Genomic DNA, 17,311 nt, shown 5'->3' on the forward strand with positions numbered 1-17,311 from the left:
GAGGGAAAAGACGCTCGGGAACGGTCGCCACGCGGACACCATCCGTGTCCGGCGATATGGCAAAGCCCCCGTAAAGCCCCTTTACCTAATCACAAAACAGATTGCACGCTCAACACACGCCCAAGGCCGGATATGTCTGGATTTGCTGAAGATTCAGGCGAGCTTCCAGGCAATTCCATCCAGAATGTCGTGTTCGCTGACGACGACCTGGGAAAACGCGAACCGCCTCACGATGCGGTCGAGAATCAGCGCGCCGGCCCCGATGACGTCGACGCGGCCCGGGTGCATGACCCCTATCTCCGCCCGCTCACGATGGGTCATCGCGAGCAATCTCCGCGTCACCTCGTGAACGTCCTGCGCCGAAATCCGCGCGTGATGAATCCGCTCCGGATCGTATTCGGGAAGGCCCAGCGCGATTCCCGCCACGGTCGTCACGGAACCCGCCAGTCCGACGAGCGTGTGCGCCCGTTCGACCGGCACCGAATGCGTCACCAGGTCCAATGCCGCCTCGATGTCGGCCACCACGGCTTCGAGCGCGACGGCGCCCGGCGGGTCGCCCGCCTCCTTGAGGTGGCGCTCGGTCAGCCGCACGCATCCGATGTCGACGGACAGGGCGGCCTCGGCGTGCTCGGATCCCACCACGAACTCGGTCGAGCCGCCGCCGATGTCCACCACCAGGTAGGGCGCCCCCTCGCTCAGGCTCCGCGTGGCGCCGGTGAACGACAGCTCGGCCTCCTCCGCCCCGGTGATCACCTCGGGCACGACGCCGAAGATCTCACGGACGCCGTCGACGAACTCCCGCCGGTTCTCCGCGTCGCGGGTCGCGCTGGTGGCCACCACCCGGGTCGCCACCGCGCCGTGCTGGTCGATCAGCTTGCGGTAGCCGCGCATCGCCGTGAACGTGCGCTCCAGGGCGTCGGGGGCCAGCCTGCCCGTCCGGTCGACGCCCTGGCCGAGCCGTACGATCTCCATGCGCCGCTCGAGGTCGGTGAGCGTGCCGTCGACGACGTCGGCGACCAGCAGGCGCACGGAGTTGGTGCCGCAGTCGACGGCGGCTACACGCCCAGTCATACGCAGGGTCCGTCCTTCCACCATTCGGGGAGCGCCTCGAGCGCCTCCCTGCCGAACGGGTTGCCGCCCGGCGCGGCCAGCTCGTGCGCCACCAGCGCGTGCAGGCACTTGACCCGGTACGGCATGCCACCCGTGCTCTGCATCCCCCGCGGGAGCGGCTCGAGGCCCTCCTCCTCGGCGGCCTTGTCGCGCCTGGCGACGTAGTCGTCGTGCGCGGCCTGGTAGGCGGCGGCCAGCTCGGGATCGTCGGCCAGGCGGGCCTGCATCTCGCGCATCAGCCCCGAGCCCTCGAGCGTGCCGATCGCCGAGGCGGCCTTGGGGCAGGTCAGGTAGTAGAGCGTGGGGAACGGCGAACCGTCGGGCAGGCGTGGGGCGGTCTCCACCACGTCGGGGTTGCCGCACGGGCAGCGGTGCGCCACCCGGCGCAGTCCGCGGGGCGGGCGGCCGAGCTGCTTCTCGACGGCCTCGACGTCCTTACTTTCCACCTGTCGTCCCTGCTTTGTGCCCGGTGCCCTTGTCTGCCGCCTCCACCGACTCCCACAGTGTCTGATACCACGGGGGCGGGGCCGCGGCCTGCTGCTTGACGGCCGTCTTGGCCTGCTCGGGCGGGCGGTCCATGACGACGTAGCACTTCTCGCCCGCGCCGCAGTAGTGCAGCTCCTCCTTGGCGCGGCGTTTGATGTCGTTGGGGTCCTTGATCTGCTCGGCCTGCTGGGCGATGCGGCGGGTCTCGGCGTCGACCCTGGCCTTCTCCTCCTGCAGTGCCGCCAGGTCACGGCGGTTGGCGATGTACTCCCGCACAGGGTAGGCCAGGCTCATCGCGATCGCGCACACCACGACCGCCAGGATGGCCGCACGTCCGGTCAGCTGAGGTCGTTTCGCCACTGCTCCCCCTCCGCGTCGGGCTCGCGCCGCACGACGATGCGGCGCGAGCCGTACCACAAGCTAGCGCTGGAAGCGCGGGAACGCCGCGCGACCCGCGTAGCGGGCGGCGTCGTCGAGGAGTTCCTCGATGCGCAGCAGCTGGTTGTACTTGGCGACGCGGTCGGAGCGGGCGGGCGCGCCGGTCTTGATCTGGCCGCAGTTCACCGCGACGGCCAGGTCGGCGATCGTGGTGTCCTCGGTCTCGCCGGAGCGGTGGCTCATCATGCACCGGTAGCCGCTGCGGTGGGCCAGGTCGACGGCGTCGAGCGTCTCGCTGAGCGTGCCGATCTGGTTGACCTTGACCAGCAGGGCGTTGGCGGCGCCCTCGGCGATGCCGCGGCCGAGCCGCTCGGGGTTGGTGACGAACAGGTCGTCGCCGACGAGCTGCACCTTGTCGCCGAGCGCCTTGGTGATCTTCTTCCAGCCCTCCCAGTCCTCCTCGTCCAGCGGGTCCTCGATGGAGACCAGCGGATAGGAGTCGACCAGGTCGGTGTAGAACTCGATGAGCTCGTCGGCGCTGAGGCCCTTGCCGTCGATGGTGTAGACGCCGTCCTTGTGGAACTCGGAGGCGGCCACGTCCAGCGCGAGCGCGATGTCCTGGCCGGGCACGTATCCGGCCCGCTCGATGGCGACCAGGATCAGGTCGAGCGCGTCGCGGTTGGAGGGCAGGTTGGGCGCGAAGCCGCCCTCGTCGCCCAGGCCGGTGGCGTAGCCCTTCTCCTTCAGCACCTTCTTCAGCGTGTGGTAGACCTCGGTGCCCATGCGCACGGCCTCGCGGAAGGTCTCCGCGCCGATCGGCGCGATCATGAACTCCTGGATGTCCACGTTGGTGTCGGCGTGCGCGCCGCCGTTGAGGATGTTCATCATCGGCACCGGCAGCACGTGCGCGTTGGGCCCGCCCACGTAGCGGAACAGCGGCAGCTCGGCGCTGTCGGCGGCGGCCTTGGCCACGGCCAGCGACACGCCCAGGATGGCGTTGGCGCCCAGCTTCGCCTTGTTGGGCGTGGCGTCCAGGTCGATCATGATCTGGTCGATGATGCGCTGGTCCTCGGCCTCGACGCCGTGGACCTCGTCGAAGATCTCGTCGGTGACCGCGAGCACGGCCTTCTCGACGCCCTTGCCGGCGTAGCGCTCGCCGCCGTCGCGCAGCTCGACCGCCTCGAACTGGCCGGTGGACGCACCGCTGGGCACCGCCGCACGGCCGCTGCTTCCGTCGTCCAGTACCACCTCGACCTCGACGGTCGGGTTGCCCCTGGAGTCGAGGATCTCTCGGGCGTAGACGACCTCGATGGTAGCCACGGAATGCGCTCCTAAGTCGAAAGGCTGGTATGCGGTTAGAGCCTATCGGTAGCCACTAGCCCTGGCCGTCAAGGCTCCAGACGCGCAGTCTGCCCTCCACCACGGCGGCCACCAGGCCGTCCGAGACGGCCAGGTCGGTCACGCCCTCGCCCGGCCCTGTCAGCCTGCCCAGGGACGCGCCCGACACCGGGTTCCAGACGTTGAGCTCCGCGGCCATGCCGACGACCACCTCCTGGCCGCCGGCGTGGGTCACGCCCATGCCGCGGATCGTGTCGGGGATCGTCCGCACCCGGGTTCCCGCGGGCACGGTGTAGACGGTGGCGGTGGTGCCGGTGGTGACGGCGACCTTGCCGCCGAGCATCGGGGCCAGGGCACGGACCGCGCCCTTGACCATGAAGCCGCGGTCGCCCACGGCCACGTAGCCGATCTGGGTGCCGACCATCAGCCGGTCGCCCGCGGAGTCCCAGGCCAGCGCGGTGACCGGCCCCTTGACGTAGGTGACGGCGGCCGGGAGCTTGCGGCCGGAGGGGTCGACGGACCTGATGGAGCCGTCGGCGCAGCCGACCGCCACGACGGATCCGCGCACGGCCAGGCGGGCGTTCCTGTCGCACAGCTTGAAGTAGGCGCCCGGCTTGGGGTCGCCGACCGCCCACTGCCGCACGACGCCGTCGGCCCCCGACCACATGACCGTCGGCCTGCCCGTCCCGGTGACCATGGCCATCGACAGGACCGGTGACCTGGCGGCGCCGGGCAGCCAGGCGATGCGTTTCCCGGTCTCCGCCTGCCACACCTCGATGGCGTGGCTGGTGCCGTCGGCGTAGGCCACGGCGGGCCCGCCCTGGTAGGTGCCCACGGCCATGGCGGTGACGTCGGCGCCGTCGGGTCCGAAGGGGAGGCCCACCGACGTGCCGTAGGTGTTGGTGGTCGTCTGCGACGGGAGGTTGGACGGGCGGAAGATGATGCCGACGGCCACGCCCGCGATCACCACGGCCGTCACGCCGGCGACCACCAGGCCGGCGCGCCGCCCGCGCCTGCGCGGAACCGGCCCGCGCTCCCTGGTGGCGGGCGGCTCGACCCGGGTGTGCTGCCTGGCGGGGATCGGCTGCTCGGTGGGATTGGTGCTGCCGAGCAGGCGCATCAGCACCTCGTCGGCCGAGGGCCTGGCGGCCGGGTCCTTGACCAGGCACGCCGCCAGCACCGAGCGCAGCGGCTCCTGCACGCGGCTCAGGTCCGGCTCGGTGTTGAGGATGCGGTGCATGACCGCGGGGATCGAGTCGCGGCCGAACAGCGGCGCGCCGGTGGCCGCGTAGGCGATCGTGGAGGCCCAGCTGAACATGTCGGAGGCCGCGGTGGCGTTCTCGCCGGCGATCTGCTCGGGCGCCATGTAGCCGGGGGTGCCGACGACGCTGCTCGCGGTGGTGGCGACGTCCATCTCCTTGGCGATGCCGAAGTCGATCACGCGCGGCCCGTCCGGCCCGATGAGCACGTTGCTGGGCTTGAAGTCGCGGTGCACGATCCCGGCCCGGTGGATGGCGGCCAGCGCGGTGGCCGTGCCGACCGCCAGCCGCTCGAGCGCGCCCCCGTTGCGCGGCCCCAGGTCCTGCAGCGACGGCCCGTCGATGTACTCGCTGACGATGTACGGCCGGCCGTCGAGGAACCCGGTCTCGTACACCCGCGCCGTGCAGAACCCGGCGACCCGCTCGGCGGTCGCGCCCTCCTGCAGGAAGCGGCGGCGTGCCTTGTCGTTGCCGAGCAGCCGGGTGTGCAGCACCTTGATCGCGACACGGGTCCCGTCGGCGGCCTCCCCCAGGTACACCGACCCCTGCCCGCCGTCGCCCAGCCCGCCGCGCAGGCGGTATCCGGCGATCTCGCGCGGCTCCGCCTGATGCAGCTCGCGCACCTCCGGCATCACGAACTCCCCCCGTTCAACCAAGAGATCCTGACATTTCACGCTTCATCCCGCCACTTGATCTAATGGGTTCATGGAGCGGGTGCTGAAGCTGCTCGAGCCGCCGGTGACGGATCCCGACCGTACGCGCGGCTATCTCGACCTGCTGCCCGAGGGGCCGGGCGACGACTCGATCGCGCAGCGGCTGATGCGGTCGAGCGCGCTGCCGCAGATCTACGAGCGGCTGTGGCGGCCGGCCCTGATCGGTCTGGCCAAGGGGCCGCTCGGGCCCTCGACCGCGCAGGAGATGGCGCTCATCAGGGACCTGCTCGCGCTTTCCCCCGGTGACGTGGTGCTCGACGTGGCCTGCGGGCCGGGCAACGTGGCCCGCGCGCTCGCGCCCGCCGTGGGCGAGGCCGGGCTGGTGGTGGGGCTGGACGCCTCGGCCTCGATGCTGGACCAGGCGGTCATGGAGACGGGCCGCTCGCCGTACCGGGAGCGGCTGGAGTTCGTCAGGGCGGACGCGGTGTCGCTGCCCTTCCACGCGGGCTGTTTCGACGCCGTGTCGTGCTTCGCCGCGCTCTACCTGTTCGACCGGCCCTTCGAGGCGCTGTCGAGCATGGCCAGGGTGCTGCGGCCCGGCGGGCGGCTGGCGATCCTGACCACCCGGCGGCTGCCGGGGATCGGGCCGCTCAACGACGTGTTCGGGCAGGTGAGCGGGGTGCGCATGTTCGGCGACGACGAGGTGACCGCCGCGCTGGCCGAGCGCGGCTTCACCGAGGTGCGCCGCAGGACGGCCGGGCTGATGCAGTTCGTGGCCGGGGTCAGAGGATCCTGAGGTTCTCGAAGCGGGCGCGGCAGTCGAGGGTCGTCAGGCCGGCCCTGCCGCCCTGCGGCAGCTTGAACGTGCGGGTCTGCAGGGGCACGCCGTCAAGGACGAAGGTGAACGTGTCGCCGTTCCTGATCACCTTGACCGCGTGCGACGTCCTCGGGTCGAACCCGGCGGGCAGCTTGGTGCTCTGCCACGGTGAGGAGGCGCCGCCGGTCCAGGCGTGGGTGGTCAGCGCCTTGTTCCTGAGGTCGATGTAGGCCTCGGCGTAGTCGCCGGGGCCGCTGACGGCCACCAGCACGCCGTACCTGGGCGCTGCGGCGGTGCTGCCGCGCTCCAGCAGGGTCAGCTGCGCCCTGAGGTGGTAGGTGCCCTGGGGCAGCGGGTCGACGCGCAGCAGGTCGTCGCGGCGCTCGCCGTCCAGGCCGGCGGCGGCCACGGTCTTGGGCCCGAAGACCTTCCATTTGCCGATCCTGAGCGGCGGCACCAGCCCCCATCCGTATCGGTCCCGGCGAGGCGGCTCGGCCGTCGGCGTCCCTTGGGTGGGCGGTGCGGTGGTGGCCGGGCTCGACGGTGGCGCGCTCGTGGCCGGCTTGGTCGCGGGCTTGGTGGTGGCGGGGTCGGTCGGCGGGTGGGTCGTGGGCGGCCGGATGGTCTTGCGGGTGGCGGGGGCGCTCTGCGGTACGGCGTGCCGCGAGGCGGAGACGGGCGCGCCTGTCAGGGTGCTCTCGTTGGGCAGGCGCTGCATGACCTGCGGCCCGTGAGGCAGCGCGAACGCCGCCACGGCCAGCGCGCCGAGCGCGGCGGTGCTGGCCGCCGCGATGGCCATCCGCGCCCGCCCCGCGCTCCCCCGTTTAGGAGGGGTGACAGGCGTCTCGGGAGCCTTGTCGGGCACCACCTCGTCGAGGGTGGCGCCCATCAGCCGCATCAGCACGTCGGCGGCCGCCGGCCGGGCGGCGGGATCCTTGTGCAGGCACGCCGCGAGCAGCGGACGCAGCGGCTCGGGCACCTCGGACAGGTCGGCGACCGTGTTGAGCACCCGGTTCAGCACCGCGGGGATCGAGTCGGAGCCGAAGGCGGGCTTCCCCGTGGCGGCGAAGACCATGGTCCCCGCCCACCCGAACACGTCGGCCGCGGGCCCGACCGCGGCGCCCTGGATCTGCTCGGGCGCCATGTAGGCGGGCGAGCCCACCACGGTCCCGCCGGTCACCGACGTCGAGTCGACCGTCGTGGCGATCCCGAAGTCGATCACCCGGGGCCCGTCGGCGGCCAGCAGCACGTTCTTGGGCTTGAAGTCGCGGTGCACGATCCCGGCCCGGTGGATGGCCACCAGCGCGGTCATCGTCCCCACGGCCAGCCTGGTCAGGTCGTCGCCCTTCAGCGGCCCGCGCTCGCGCACGGCCTGCTCGAGCGGCACGCTTTCGACGAACTCGCTCACCAGGTACGGCAGGCCGCCCTCCACCCCGGCGTCCAGGACCCTGGCGGTGCAGAACTGGGCCACCTGGCGGGCCATGTCGATCTCCCGCCGGAAGCGCCGCACGGCCTCGGCGTCGCCGGCGAAGCGGGCGTGCAGCACCTTGACCGCCACCCGCGTGCCGTCGGGGGCCTCGCCGGCGTACACCGTGCCCTGCCCGCCCTCGCCGAGGAAGCCGTCAAGGGTGTAGCCGGCTAAGAGGTCCGGATCACCGGGGCGCAAATCCATAGATCGGGAAAATAGCGGCCTAACCGGGCTGCTGGCCAGATTCCCAGGCGCGGACACGGTCGCGGTAGGTGCGGGCGGCGGCGCGCAGCTCCGCCTCCGCGTCGAGGCCCGCCTCGTGGGCGCGGCGGACCAGGTCCCACAGCTCGCGGGCGACGCCCTGGCCGACGGCCGAGGCCAGCGCGTCGGGCGCGCCGGAGCGTTCGGCCCGCCCCAGCAGCTGGGCGGCCAGCGAGAGCGCGGGCTGGCCCATGGGGACGCCGTCGAAGGTGTCCTTGCCCGCCCGCTCAGTGGCCTTGATGGCCTCCCAGTTGGCGTTGACCTCGTCGGCGCTCTCGACGGTCACGGTACCGAAGACGTGCGGGTGGCGGCGGATCAGCTTGTCCACGATGCCCTGGGCGACGTCGTCGATGTCGAACCCCTCGGCCACCCGGGCGTGGAAGGCCACCTGCAGCAGCACGTCGCCGAGTTCCTCGCGCAGCGCGGAGTAGTCGCCCTGTTCGACCGTCTCGAGCACCTCGTAGGCCTCTTCGAGCAGGTAGGGGACGAGCGTCTCGTGGGTCTGCTTGCGGTCCCACGGGCACTCGGCGCGCAGCCGTTCCATCACCGCGACCAGGTCGAGCACCCGGGCGCCCGGCAGGTCGTAGGAGCCGGGCACGACCTCGATGACCGGCGGCTCGGGCAGCTCGATGGCGGCGTGACCGATCGCCCGCATGAAGTCTTCGTCGTCGTCGGCCAGCCACACCACGGTGTCCTCGACCGCCTGACGGGCCAGCCGCCGCGCGTCGGGGGTGACGACCTGCACCTCGACGCCCGCTTCCGCCAGGTAGGGCAGGTGCGGGTGGTCCTCGGACCCGGCCAGCACCCTCCCGCTGCGGAACGCCTGCCAGGCCTGGTGGCTCAGCAGGCCCGGAGCGACCCGCGGCGAGGTGGTGACGACGATCAGCGGCATGGGTCAGCCCTGCGGCTGCTGCTGTTGCTGCTGCTGCGGTGCGGGCTCGAGCTTGCCGAAGCGCCCGGTGTCGATGAAGCCCTGCTGCGGGTCGAAGGTGCCGTAGCGCGGGCTGTAGACGACCTTGATGGAGCCGAAGTCGGCGCGCAGCTTGGCCATGGCCTGCTGGTTCTGCTGGCCGCCGAGGGAGTCGACGACCTTCTTCAGCCCGACCTCGGCCCTGATGTAGCCGCGCGCGTCCGTCGGGACGACGCCCTTGGACAGCAGGTTCAGCTCGGGCGAGGACTGCTGGCCCGGGTCCTTGAGCGCGGCGTCCACCTCCGCCTCGGTGACCTGCATGTTGTACTTGGCCGCCAGCTGGCGGGCCGCCGCCTCGTTCGTCATGCCGAGCAGGACGAACTGGTTGACGGGCAGCGGGAGCTGGGAGGGCTCGATCTTGGCGAGCCTCAGCGCCTCCTCGAATCCCTTGACCTTGGTGTTGAGCTGGTCCGCCGAGATGCGCTCGTCACCCACGACGGCCGCGGCTCCGGCCTGCAGGGGTGAGGAGCAGGCGGTCAGCGCTATGCCCGCCGCGGCGGCGGCCAGAGCCACTCGAATCGACTTCACGTGCTTCCCTTTCCGACACAAACCGCGGCTAGCTTACCCGCGCCGGCTCGAGGAACATGGCCTGGACCAGGTCTCCGCACCATTTCAGCAGATCAAGATCCCGCAACGGCTGCCCGCCCAGGGGCTTGGTCTTGGGCACCGGCACCAGCAGCATCTCCGCCGCGGCCTTGTAGATGGCCTTCTTGTACAGCCGGTCGAGGCGGACCTGCTGCGACTCCTTCAGTGTGACGGGGCCGAACTTGATGTTCTGCCCCTGCAGCGTGACGTCGGTCAGCCCCGCCTGGCGTGCCCGCAGCCGGAAGTGGGCCACCTCGAGCAGGTTCTCCACCTCGACGGGTGGCTTGCCGTACCTGTCGGTCAGCTCGTCGCGCACCTCGTCGATGCCGATGTCGGCGGTGATGGCGGCGATGCGCTTGTAGGCCTCCAGGCGCAGCCGCTCGGAGGTGACGTAGTCGTGCGGGATGTGCGCGTTGATCGGCAGCTCGACCTTGACGTCGTGGTGCTCCTCGACGACCTCCTCGCCGCTCAGCTTGGCCTTCTGCTCCTGTACGGCTTCCGCCATCAGCCGGACGTACAGGTCGAAGCCCACACCGGCGATGAACCCGGACTGTTCGGCGCCCAGCACGTTGCCCGCGCCGCGGATCTCCAGGTCCTTCATCGCCACGTACATGCCGGCGCCCATCTCGGTGTGCTGCGCGATCGTGGCCAGGCGCTCGTGCGCGGTCTCGGTCAGCGGCTTCTCCGGCGGGTAGAGGAAGTAGGCGTAGCCGCGCTCGCGGCCCCGGCCGACGCGGCCGCGCAGCTGGTGCAGCTGCGACAGGCCGTAGTTGTCTGCGCGGTCGACGATCAGCGTGTTGGCGTTGGGCACGTCCAGGCCGGACTCGACGATCGTGGTGGAGACGAGCACGTCGTACTCGCGCTCCCAGAAGCCGACCATGATCTTCTCGAGCTGGTGCTCGTTCATCTGCCCGTGCGCCACCGCGATGCGCGCCTCGGGGACCAGCTCCCTGATCCTGGCGGCGACGCGGTTGATCGAGGCCACCCGGTTGTGCACGAAGAAGATCTGGCCGTCGCGCATCAGCTCGCGGCGGACGGCGGCGGCGATCTGCTTCTCGTCGTAGGGGCCGACGAAGGTGAGGATCGGGTGCCGCTCCTCCGGCGGGGTCAGGATCGTGGACATCTCGCGGATGCCGGTCAGGCCCATCTCCAGCGTGCGCGGGATCGGCGTGGCCGACATGGCCAGCACGTCGACCTGGGTGCGCAGGTGCTTCATGGCCTCCTTGTGCTCGACGCCGAAGCGCTGCTCCTCGTCGATGATGATCAGGCCCAGGTCCTTGAAGCGGACCTCGGGGCTGAGCAGCCGGTGGGTGCCGATGACCAGGTCGACGCCGCCGGAGCGCAGGCCCTCCAGGGTCTCCTTGACCTCGCCGTCGCTCTGGAAGCGGGAGACGGGCTTGAGCGTCACGGGGAAGCTGGAGAAGCGCTCGGTGAAGGTGGACATGTGCTGCTGCACCAGCAGCGTGGTCGGCACGAGCACGGCGACCTGCTTGCCGTCCTGCACGGCCTTGAAGGCGGCCCGCACGGCGATCTCGGTCTTGCCGTAGCCCACGTCGCCGCAGATCAGCCGGTCCATCGGGACGCCGCGCTCCATGTCGCGCTTGACCTCGTCGATGGCCTCGAGCTGGTCGCCTGTCTCGGCGTAGGGGAAGGCGTCCTCCATCTCGCGCTGCCAGGGGCTGTCGGCCGCGAAGGGGTGCCCCGGGCTGGCCATGCGGGCGCTGTAGAGGCGGATCAGCTCGCCGGCGATCTCCTTGACCGCCTTCTTGGCCCTGGACTTGGCCTTGGCCCAGTCGGCGCCGCCCATCCTGTTGAGCGTGGGCGCCTCGCCGCCGACGTAGCGGGTGACCTCGTCGAGCTGGTCGGTGGGCACGTACAGCCGGTCGCCCTTGGCGTACTCGATGACCAGGTACTCGCGGGTGGCGCCCTGCACGGTGCGCTGGACCATCTCGATGTAGCGGCCGACGCCGTGCTGTTCGTGCACGACGTGGTCGCCGACCTTGAGCTGCAGCGGGTCGACCATGTTGCGCCGGCGGCTGGGCAGGCGCCGCATGTCCTTGGTGGAGGCCTTCTGCCCGACCAGGTCGAGGTGCGTGAGCACGGCCAAGCTGGGGGTGATGAATCCGTGCTCGATCAGACCTGTCGTGACATGGACGACTTTGGGCTCGGGGGCCGTGTCCAGGAATTCCTGCAGACGGGCGGGGACGTCCACGCCCTTGAGCAGTTCCACCATGCGCGCGGCCGAGCCGTGGCCCTCGCTGAGCAGCACGACGGCCTTGCCGTCGCCGAGCCAGCCCTTGATATCGCCCAGCGCCTTGGCGGTGTCGCCGCGGTAGGCCTCGGAGTCCTGCGCGCCCAGCTCGACGCCGTTGCCGAAGGGCGCCATCGTCCACCACGGCTGGCCGAGCGTGTCGGCGTGGCCGCGGATCTCCTCCAGGCTCCTGAAGGCCGCGGCGCCCAGGTCGATGGGTGCCTCGCCGCCGGCCGCCGCGTTGATCCAGGAGGCCTCGAGGAACTCCTGCGAGGTCCTGACCAGTTCCTCGGCCCTGCTCCTGATCCGCTCGGGGTCGCAGACGAACACCGCCGAGCGGACGGGCAGGTGGTCGAGCAGCAGGTCCATCTCGCCGGCCAGCACCGGGGCGAAGGCCTCCATGCCCTCCACCGGGATGCCGTCGCCCAGCTGGTCGAGCACCTCGGCCAGCGCGGGGTGCTGCTCGGCCAGCTCGCGCGCCCGCTGCCGCACCTCCTGGGTCAGCAGCAGCTCGCGGCAGGGCGGCGCGAACAGCCCGCCGTCGGCCGCCTCGAGCGAGCGCTGGTCGGCCACCTTGAACCAGCGGATCTCCTCGACCGTGTCGCCCCAGAACTCCAGCCGCAGCGGGTGCTCCTCGGTCGGCGGGAACACGTCGAGCAGGCCGCCGCGCACGGCGACCTCGCCGCGCCGCTCGACCATGTCGACGCGGTGGTAGCCGTTCTCGACGAGCCGGTCGACGACCTCTTCCAGGTCGGCCTCGTCGCCGGCCCTGAGCCTGGTCGGCTCCAGCTCGCCCAGGCCGCGCACGATCGGCTGCAGCAGCGCCCTGATCGGCGCCACGATCACGCTCAGCGGCCCGGCGGCGGGGTCGTCCTTGATCGGGTGTGCCAGCCTGCGCAGCACGGCCAGGCGCTGGCCGACAGTGTCGCTGCGCGGCGAGAGCCGCTCGTGCGGCAGCGTCTCCCAGGCCGGGAACACCGCGACCGAGGTGGGCTCCATCAGGCTGGTCAGCGCGGCGGCCAGGTCCTCGGCCTCCCGCCCGGTGGCGGTGACGGCCAGCACGGTGGTCCGGTCGTGCCCGGCGAGCGCGGCCACGCCGAAGGGCCGCAGCGCCGACGGTGCGATCAGCGCGACGTCTCCGCCCTCTTCGAGAGCGCTGGTCAGTTTCGGGTCGGCGGCGACAAGGTCAAGCAGTCCGGAAAGACTCATCAGATAAACCCACAGCCCCACGAGCGCAACGCAACTACCCCCGGCCGAACGTGGTCACGGGGGTTTCGACGTCCAGCCTACTTGCCGTCAGCCCCCGACGGCGTAGCCGGGGACGGAGGGCCAGCGCACGGTGAGCACGACGGATTCCTCCTCGGCGTACCAGGAGTGATCGACCCCGTGCCCCCACACGACGTAGTCGCCGCGCTTGGCCAGCAGCACGCTGCGCCCGGGCAGCTCGACGCGGAAGCGGCCGCTGATGAGGACGAGCAGGGCCGTGCGTTCCTCTCCCCTGACCCATGCGGCCCGCTCGTCGCCGGGCGGGTGGACGCCCCATTTGATCTCGACGTCCTGGCTGTGCCGCGGGTCCGTTTCCGGACGGAAGTGCCCGAGCAGCCAGCCCCGCTCGCTGAGGGCGTCAACGTCCGCGTTGCCCACATACACACGCTCGTCCACAGCGGGGCACGCTAGCACCTCGGGGAAATACCTAACCCATGGAGATCTAATGGCTACTGTGGGTGACATGTCAGAGGTGCGGACGGTCGCCTGGCGGGGCGACCTGTTTGGTCAGCGGATCCGCGAGCAGTGGACCGAGCAGCTGGGGCGACGGCTGGACATCCTGGTCGCCGGGTGTGCCCAGCACGAGCCGATGGCCCTGGAGCGCATCGAGACCAGGGTCTCAGGGGTGGACGAGGAACTGCCCGCGGTCCGGGCGGCCCTCGCGGGGCGTGGCGACTACGCCACCTGGTCGCTGGGCGACATGCGGTCGGTGCATCTGCCGCCGCGGTCCTTCGACGTGATCCAGATCAACTTCCTGCTGGAGCGGATCCACCACGCCGAGCTGGTCTTCGACCGGCTGCTGCAGGCGTTGCGGCCGGGCGGGCTGGTGCTGCTGCGGATGCGCGACCGCGAGTCCGCCTACGGGCTGTGCGTGCGGATGACGCCGGGGTGGGCGCGCCGACTGGTGTGGCGGCGCCTGGTGCCCGCCGGGACGCCCGGGCCACTGCCGAAGGTGTACGAGCCGATCACCTCGCACGAGGGGCTGCACACGTTCTGCCTGACCAGGGGGCTGATGGTCGCCGACGACCTGCGCGCGACCACGGGTCCCGCGATGGGGCGCATCGGCAGCGCGATGGTGGCGATGGTGGCGAAACTGACACGCGGGCGATACCCGGCGACCCATGATGAGGTGACCATGGTCATCAGGAAGCCGCAGAACCACTTCGCCAGGCTCATCTGAACCTGATACTATTCCTACCAATTCAATCGGAATAGTTGGGATGGCGGAATCGTGGAGTGGACCCCCGACGCGCGCGAGCTCGCCGACCTTGAGCTGCTGCTCTCCGGGGCCTTCCACCCGCTGGAGGGCTTTCTCGGTCACGACGACGTGCACGCGGTGCACGAGCGCGGCACGCTGAAGGACGGCACCCCGTGGCCCGCCCCGGTCACCATCCACGTTCCCGAGGCGGTCGGCGAGGTGACCCTGCTCGACCCGGAGGGCGTGCCGCTGGCCGTACTCACGGTGACCGAGCACGACGAGGACGGGCTGACCGCGGGGCCCGTCAGGAGCCTGGGCGCGGCCGAGCACGGGCCGTTCGCGCGGCTGCGCCGTACGCCCGCGCAGGTGCGCGAGGAGCTGGCCGGACGGCCGGCGCTGGCGGTCACCATGCGCGGCCCGCTCGACGACCTCACCGAGATCACCTCCACGGCCAAGGAACTGGGCGCGGTGATCCTGCTGCTGCCGCTGGCCTACGGCGAGCAGGGCCCCGCCGTGGTGCGGGCCGCCTTGAAGGCCAAGGAGCAGCTGCCCGCCGACACGATCGTCGTCTCGGTCCCGCTGGCGCCGCGCCAGGAGCCGGAGATCGACCTGGAGCTGCGCGAGCACGTCGCGGAGAACTACGGCGCCAGCGAGCACCTGGCGGGTCCCGAGCCGATCACGCTGCCGGGGCCGCCGCACCGGCGCGGGCTGGTGGTCTTCTTCACCGGCCTGTCGGGGTCGGGCAAGTCCACCATCGCCCGCGGGCTGCGCGACGCGCTGCTCGAGCTCGGCAGCAGGACGATCACCTACCTGGACGGCGACGTGGTGCGCCACCTGCTGTCGAAGGGGCTGACGTTCTCCAAGGCCGACCGCGATCTCAACATTCGGCGCATCGGCTTCGTGGCGGCGGAGTCGGCCAGGCACGGCGGGCTGGCGATCTGCGCGCCGATCGCGCCGTACGCGCGCACCCGCGAGGAGGTGCGCGAGATGGTCGAGTCGGTGGGGGCCGACTTCCTGCTCGTGCACGTGGCCACGCCGCTGGAGGAGTGCGAGCGGCGCGACCGCAAGGGCCTGTACGCCAAGGCGCGCGCCGGGCTGATCCCCGAGTTCACCGGCGTCTCCGATCCCTACGAGGAGCCGGAGGACGCCGAGCTGGTCATCGACACCACGCACATCTCGATCGAGGCTGCTGTCTCCCGCGTCCTCGACACGCTCAGAAGCGGAGGATGGGTACGTTGATCGATCTCCCCCTGATCGTCGGCTCGTTCCTGGTCGCCATCGTCGTCGGTCTCACCGGCATGGGCGGTGGCGCGCTCATGACCCCGATGATGATGCTGTTCTTCAACGTGCCGCCGCTGGCCGCGGTCTCCAGCGACCTGGTCGCCTCGGCGGTGATGAAGCCCGTCGGCAGCCTGGTCCACCTGCGGCAGGGCACGGTCAACCTGCGCCTGGTGGGCTGGCTGTGCGCGGGGTCGGTGCCGGCCGCGTTCGCGGGGGTGTTCGTGGCGCGGGCGTTCTCGGTGGGCGACGGGGTGAAGTACGCGCTGGGGGTGGCGCTGCTGCTGGCCGTGGTGGGACTGGCGGCCAAGTTCTGGTTCGGCGACCGGGGCGGTTCCGCGAGCGCGCACGAGATCGTCGTGCGCCCAATTCCGACCCTACTGGTCGGTACGGTAGGCGGGCTGGTCGTCGGGGTCTCGTCGGTGGGCTCAGGTTCGCTGATCATCGTCGCGCTGCTCGCGCTCTACCCGGCGCTCAAGGCCAACCAGCTCGTGGGCACCGACCTGGTGCAGGCCGTGCCGCTGGTGGCCTCGGCCGCGCTGGGCCACCTGCTGTTCGGCGACTTCAAGCTGGACCTGACGGTGTCGCTGCTGATCGGCTCGATCCCCGGCGTCTACCTGGGCGCCCGGATCTCCTCCCGGGCGCCGGGCGGGCTGATCAGGGCCCTGCTCGCCGTCGTGCTGCTGGCCTCGGCGCTCAAGCTGCTGAACGTGGGCACGGCCGCCATGCTGTGGACGCTGGCGGCAGCCGTACTGGTGGGGCTGGCCGGATGGCGGCTCAGGGCCGTGGCACGCGCGTCGCGCGGAAGTAGGGATCTCGCGCGAGCTCGCTGAAGGCCCTGGCGGCGGCCGGGTCGGAGTCGAAGCGGGTGTCGCCGCGCGGCGCCCGCGGCGAGTCGAAGTAGACCAGCGCCTTGATCTGCGGGTAGCGCTGGATCTGGGTGCGCACGGAGTTGAAGAACTCCTGCTTGAACGTGCGCTGCTGGGAACGCTCGAACACGCCCCACTCGGCGATCATGATGGGCTTGCCGGGGAAGCGCCACTGCATCCACCGGTAGAAGCCCGGCCACTGGCCGTACTCCCTGCGGGTCTTGTTGACCAGGCCGTCGAAGTCGCGGACCCAGGCATCGGCGTAGGGGTCCATGGCCACCCAGTCGACCACGTCGTCGCCCGGGTACAGCTGCTCGAACCAGGGCTTGGCCGCCCAGTTGGGCGCGCCCATGTAGGTCATGACGGTCACCGCGTTGCGCACGCCCCTGTCGCGCAGGCGCAGCACGACGTGGCGGTACATGGCGGCGTAGTCGGCCGCCTGCATGCCGGAGCCCTCGCCGGCGCGCACGTCGTTCTCCGGCTCGTGGTGGATGGTCAGGAAGAACCGCTCGGGGAAGGTCCGCCTGATGTAGTCGGCCAGCCGGTCGATCCTGCGGTCGATGGCCCCGTCGGCGATCTGGCGCCAGGTGTGGGTGAGCGACGGCTTCCAGTTGACCAGCAGCAGCCTCGGCCTGGCCGCGTCGCGGGCCAGCTCGATCTCCTTGCTCGTGGGGAACAGCTCGTCGCCGCGGTGGTAGACGTGCACGATGTCGGCGGTGCCGCCCATGCGCCCCTCGGCCTGATGGGTGGCCTGAACCGGCCCCGCACCGCTGAAGACCTCGGGTGCCAGGCCCCACCAGGCGCCGCACGACGGGATGAGTTTGTCGGTGACCGTGCAGGAGGGCGAGCTGGGCAGGCTCAGCATGCCGTTCACCTGTTCCGCCTCACCCTTGGCGCCCGAACAACCGGACAATGTCATCGCCATGACCATGAACGCGATAATTCCCCGTGGCCGCAAAGCCGTCCCCCCTTCTTGCCGCTCCAAACCTTGCCACGTCATTGCGCGAAGTTCAGCAATAGCACGCCCATGACCTGCGAAGACACCATCCGCTATTTCACGAAATTTCGGGGTTAAATGGGGCAGTTCGCCTGCCGTCATTCGAGAAAATCTTGTGTATTCAACC

General features: G+C 70.9%; 15 protein-coding genes. 4 read left to right on the forward strand and 11 right to left on the reverse strand.

All coding sequences use genetic code 11. The features are described 5' to 3' along the window. Positions 1–153: 153 nt before the first annotated feature. Genes KIK09_RS46160 through KIK09_RS46180 form a run of 5 tightly spaced genes read right to left on the reverse strand, consistent with a single transcriptional unit; the run spans position 154 to position 5,203 of the window. On the reverse strand, positions 154–1,071 hold the full coding sequence (locus KIK09_RS46160; protein WP_275956524.1) for a Ppx/GppA phosphatase family protein: 918 nt from the start codon (positions 1,069–1,071) through the stop codon (positions 154–156). Continuing rightward, a complete protein-coding gene (locus KIK09_RS46165; RefSeq protein ID WP_214325900.1) occupies positions 1,068–1,556 on the reverse strand; it encodes a DUF501 domain-containing protein in 489 nt (162 codons plus the stop codon). The genes KIK09_RS46160 and KIK09_RS46165 overlap by 4 nt, the downstream gene beginning before the upstream one ends. Then, positions 1,546–1,956 (reverse strand): FtsB family cell division protein, encoded by a 411-nt coding sequence (locus tag KIK09_RS46170; protein ID WP_214325901.1) that lies wholly within the window; start codon positions 1,954–1,956, stop codon positions 1,546–1,548. Before KIK09_RS46170 ends, KIK09_RS46165 begins: the two co-directional genes overlap by 11 nt. Positions 1,957–2,016: 60 nt before the next feature. Next, entirely contained in the window at positions 2,017–3,294 is a 1,278-nt protein-coding gene (gene eno, locus KIK09_RS46175) for a phosphopyruvate hydratase (RefSeq protein WP_214325902.1), read from the reverse strand. Positions 3,295–3,349: 55 nt separating this feature from the next. After that, on the reverse strand, positions 3,350–5,203 hold the full coding sequence (locus tag KIK09_RS46180) for a WD40 repeat domain-containing serine/threonine protein kinase (protein ID WP_214325903.1): 1,854 nt from the start codon (positions 5,201–5,203) through the stop codon (positions 3,350–3,352). Positions 5,204–5,276: 73 nt separating this feature from the next. Here KIK09_RS46180 and KIK09_RS46185 point away from each other — a divergent pair, with 73 nt between their 5' ends. After that, the gene (locus KIK09_RS46185; protein ID WP_214325904.1) at positions 5,277–6,020 is read left to right on the forward strand and encodes a methyltransferase domain-containing protein; all 744 of its coding nucleotides are present in this window, start codon (positions 5,277–5,279) and stop codon (positions 6,018–6,020) included. On the opposite strand, the gene KIK09_RS46190 is transcribed toward KIK09_RS46185, so the two are convergent. The 5 genes from KIK09_RS46190 to KIK09_RS46210 all read right to left on the reverse strand — a co-directional run bounded on the left by KIK09_RS46190 (position 6,007) and on the right by KIK09_RS46210 (position 13,238). Continuing rightward, positions 6,007–7,713, reverse strand: coding sequence for a serine/threonine-protein kinase (locus KIK09_RS46190; protein WP_214325905.1), 1,707 nt, complete (start codon positions 7,711–7,713; stop codon positions 6,007–6,009). The two genes, KIK09_RS46185 and KIK09_RS46190, sit on opposite strands and share 14 nt — an antisense overlap. Positions 7,714–7,732: 19 nt before the next feature. Next, a complete protein-coding gene (locus tag KIK09_RS46195; RefSeq protein ID WP_214325906.1) occupies positions 7,733–8,662 on the reverse strand; it encodes a nucleoside triphosphate pyrophosphohydrolase in 930 nt (309 codons plus the stop codon). Between the two features lie 3 nt (positions 8,663–8,665). Continuing rightward, complete coding sequence (locus tag KIK09_RS46200; RefSeq protein ID WP_214325907.1) at positions 8,666–9,268, reverse strand: SurA N-terminal domain-containing protein; 603 nt, start codon at positions 9,266–9,268, stop codon at positions 8,666–8,668. A 28-nt stretch (positions 9,269–9,296) separates the two neighbouring features. Next, complete coding sequence (gene mfd, locus KIK09_RS46205; RefSeq protein WP_214325908.1) at positions 9,297–12,785, reverse strand: transcription-repair coupling factor; 3,489 nt, start codon at positions 12,783–12,785, stop codon at positions 9,297–9,299. Between the two features lie 87 nt (positions 12,786–12,872). Beyond that, positions 12,873–13,238 carry a cupin domain-containing protein gene (locus KIK09_RS46210; RefSeq protein WP_214325909.1) on the reverse strand — a complete coding sequence of 122 codons (366 nt, stop codon included), beginning with the start codon at positions 13,236–13,238 and terminating at the stop codon, positions 12,873–12,875. Between the two features lie 67 nt (positions 13,239–13,305). On the opposite strand from KIK09_RS46210, the gene KIK09_RS46215 reads away from it, so the two are divergent. From KIK09_RS46215 to KIK09_RS46225, 3 genes are read left to right on the forward strand one after another with little or no spacing between them, the layout of a single operon-like run. Continuing rightward, positions 13,306–14,022, forward strand: coding sequence for a class I SAM-dependent methyltransferase (locus tag KIK09_RS46215; protein ID WP_214325910.1), 717 nt, complete (start codon positions 13,306–13,308; stop codon positions 14,020–14,022). Between the two features lie 51 nt (positions 14,023–14,073). Beyond that, a complete protein-coding gene (gene cysC / locus KIK09_RS46220; RefSeq protein WP_214325911.1) occupies positions 14,074–15,279 on the forward strand; it encodes an adenylyl-sulfate kinase in 1,206 nt (401 codons plus the stop codon). Beyond that, positions 15,276–16,151, forward strand: coding sequence for a sulfite exporter TauE/SafE family protein (locus KIK09_RS46225; RefSeq protein ID WP_250574863.1), 876 nt, complete (start codon positions 15,276–15,278; stop codon positions 16,149–16,151). The genes cysC and KIK09_RS46225 overlap by 4 nt, the downstream gene beginning before the upstream one ends. On the opposite strand, the gene KIK09_RS46230 is transcribed toward KIK09_RS46225, so the two are convergent. After that, positions 16,096–17,106 carry a glycoside hydrolase family 26 protein gene (locus KIK09_RS46230; protein WP_214325913.1) on the reverse strand — a complete coding sequence of 337 codons (1,011 nt, stop codon included), beginning with the start codon at positions 17,104–17,106 and terminating at the stop codon, positions 16,096–16,098. The genes KIK09_RS46225 and KIK09_RS46230 overlap by 56 nt on opposite strands. Between the last annotated feature and the right edge of the window lie 205 nt (positions 17,107–17,311).

This window comes from Nonomuraea sediminis (assembly GCF_018531495.1).
In the GTDB taxonomy this organism is placed as follows: domain Bacteria; phylum Actinomycetota; class Actinomycetes; order Streptosporangiales; family Streptosporangiaceae; genus Nonomuraea; species Nonomuraea sediminis.

What these genes read in the sequence shown, in the direction of transcription:
- KIK09_RS46195 (WP_214325906.1), bottom strand. Translation starts at nt 8,662, where the DNA reads ATGCCGCTGATCGTCGTCACCACCTCGCCGCGGGTCGCTCCGGGCCTG.
- KIK09_RS46185 (WP_214325904.1), top strand. Translation starts at nt 5,277, where the DNA reads ATGGAGCGGGTGCTGAAGCTGCTCGAGCCGCCGGTGACGGATCCCGAC.
- KIK09_RS46190 (WP_214325905.1), bottom strand. Translation starts at nt 7,713, where the DNA reads ATGGATTTGCGCCCCGGTGATCCGGACCTCTTAGCCGGCTACACCCTT.
- KIK09_RS46180 (WP_214325903.1), bottom strand. Translation starts at nt 5,203, where the DNA reads ATGCCGGAGGTGCGCGAGCTGCATCAGGCGGAGCCGCGCGAGATCGCC.
- KIK09_RS46230 (WP_214325913.1), bottom strand. Translation starts at nt 17,106, where the DNA reads ATGACATTGTCCGGTTGTTCGGGCGCCAAGGGTGAGGCGGAACAGGTG.
- mfd (WP_214325908.1), bottom strand. Translation starts at nt 12,785, where the DNA reads ATGAGTCTTTCCGGACTGCTTGACCTTGTCGCCGCCGACCCGAAACTG.
- KIK09_RS46215 (WP_214325910.1), top strand. Translation starts at nt 13,306, where the DNA reads ATGTCAGAGGTGCGGACGGTCGCCTGGCGGGGCGACCTGTTTGGTCAG.
- KIK09_RS46160 (WP_275956524.1), bottom strand. Translation starts at nt 1,071, where the DNA reads ATGACTGGGCGTGTAGCCGCCGTCGACTGCGGCACCAACTCCGTGCGC.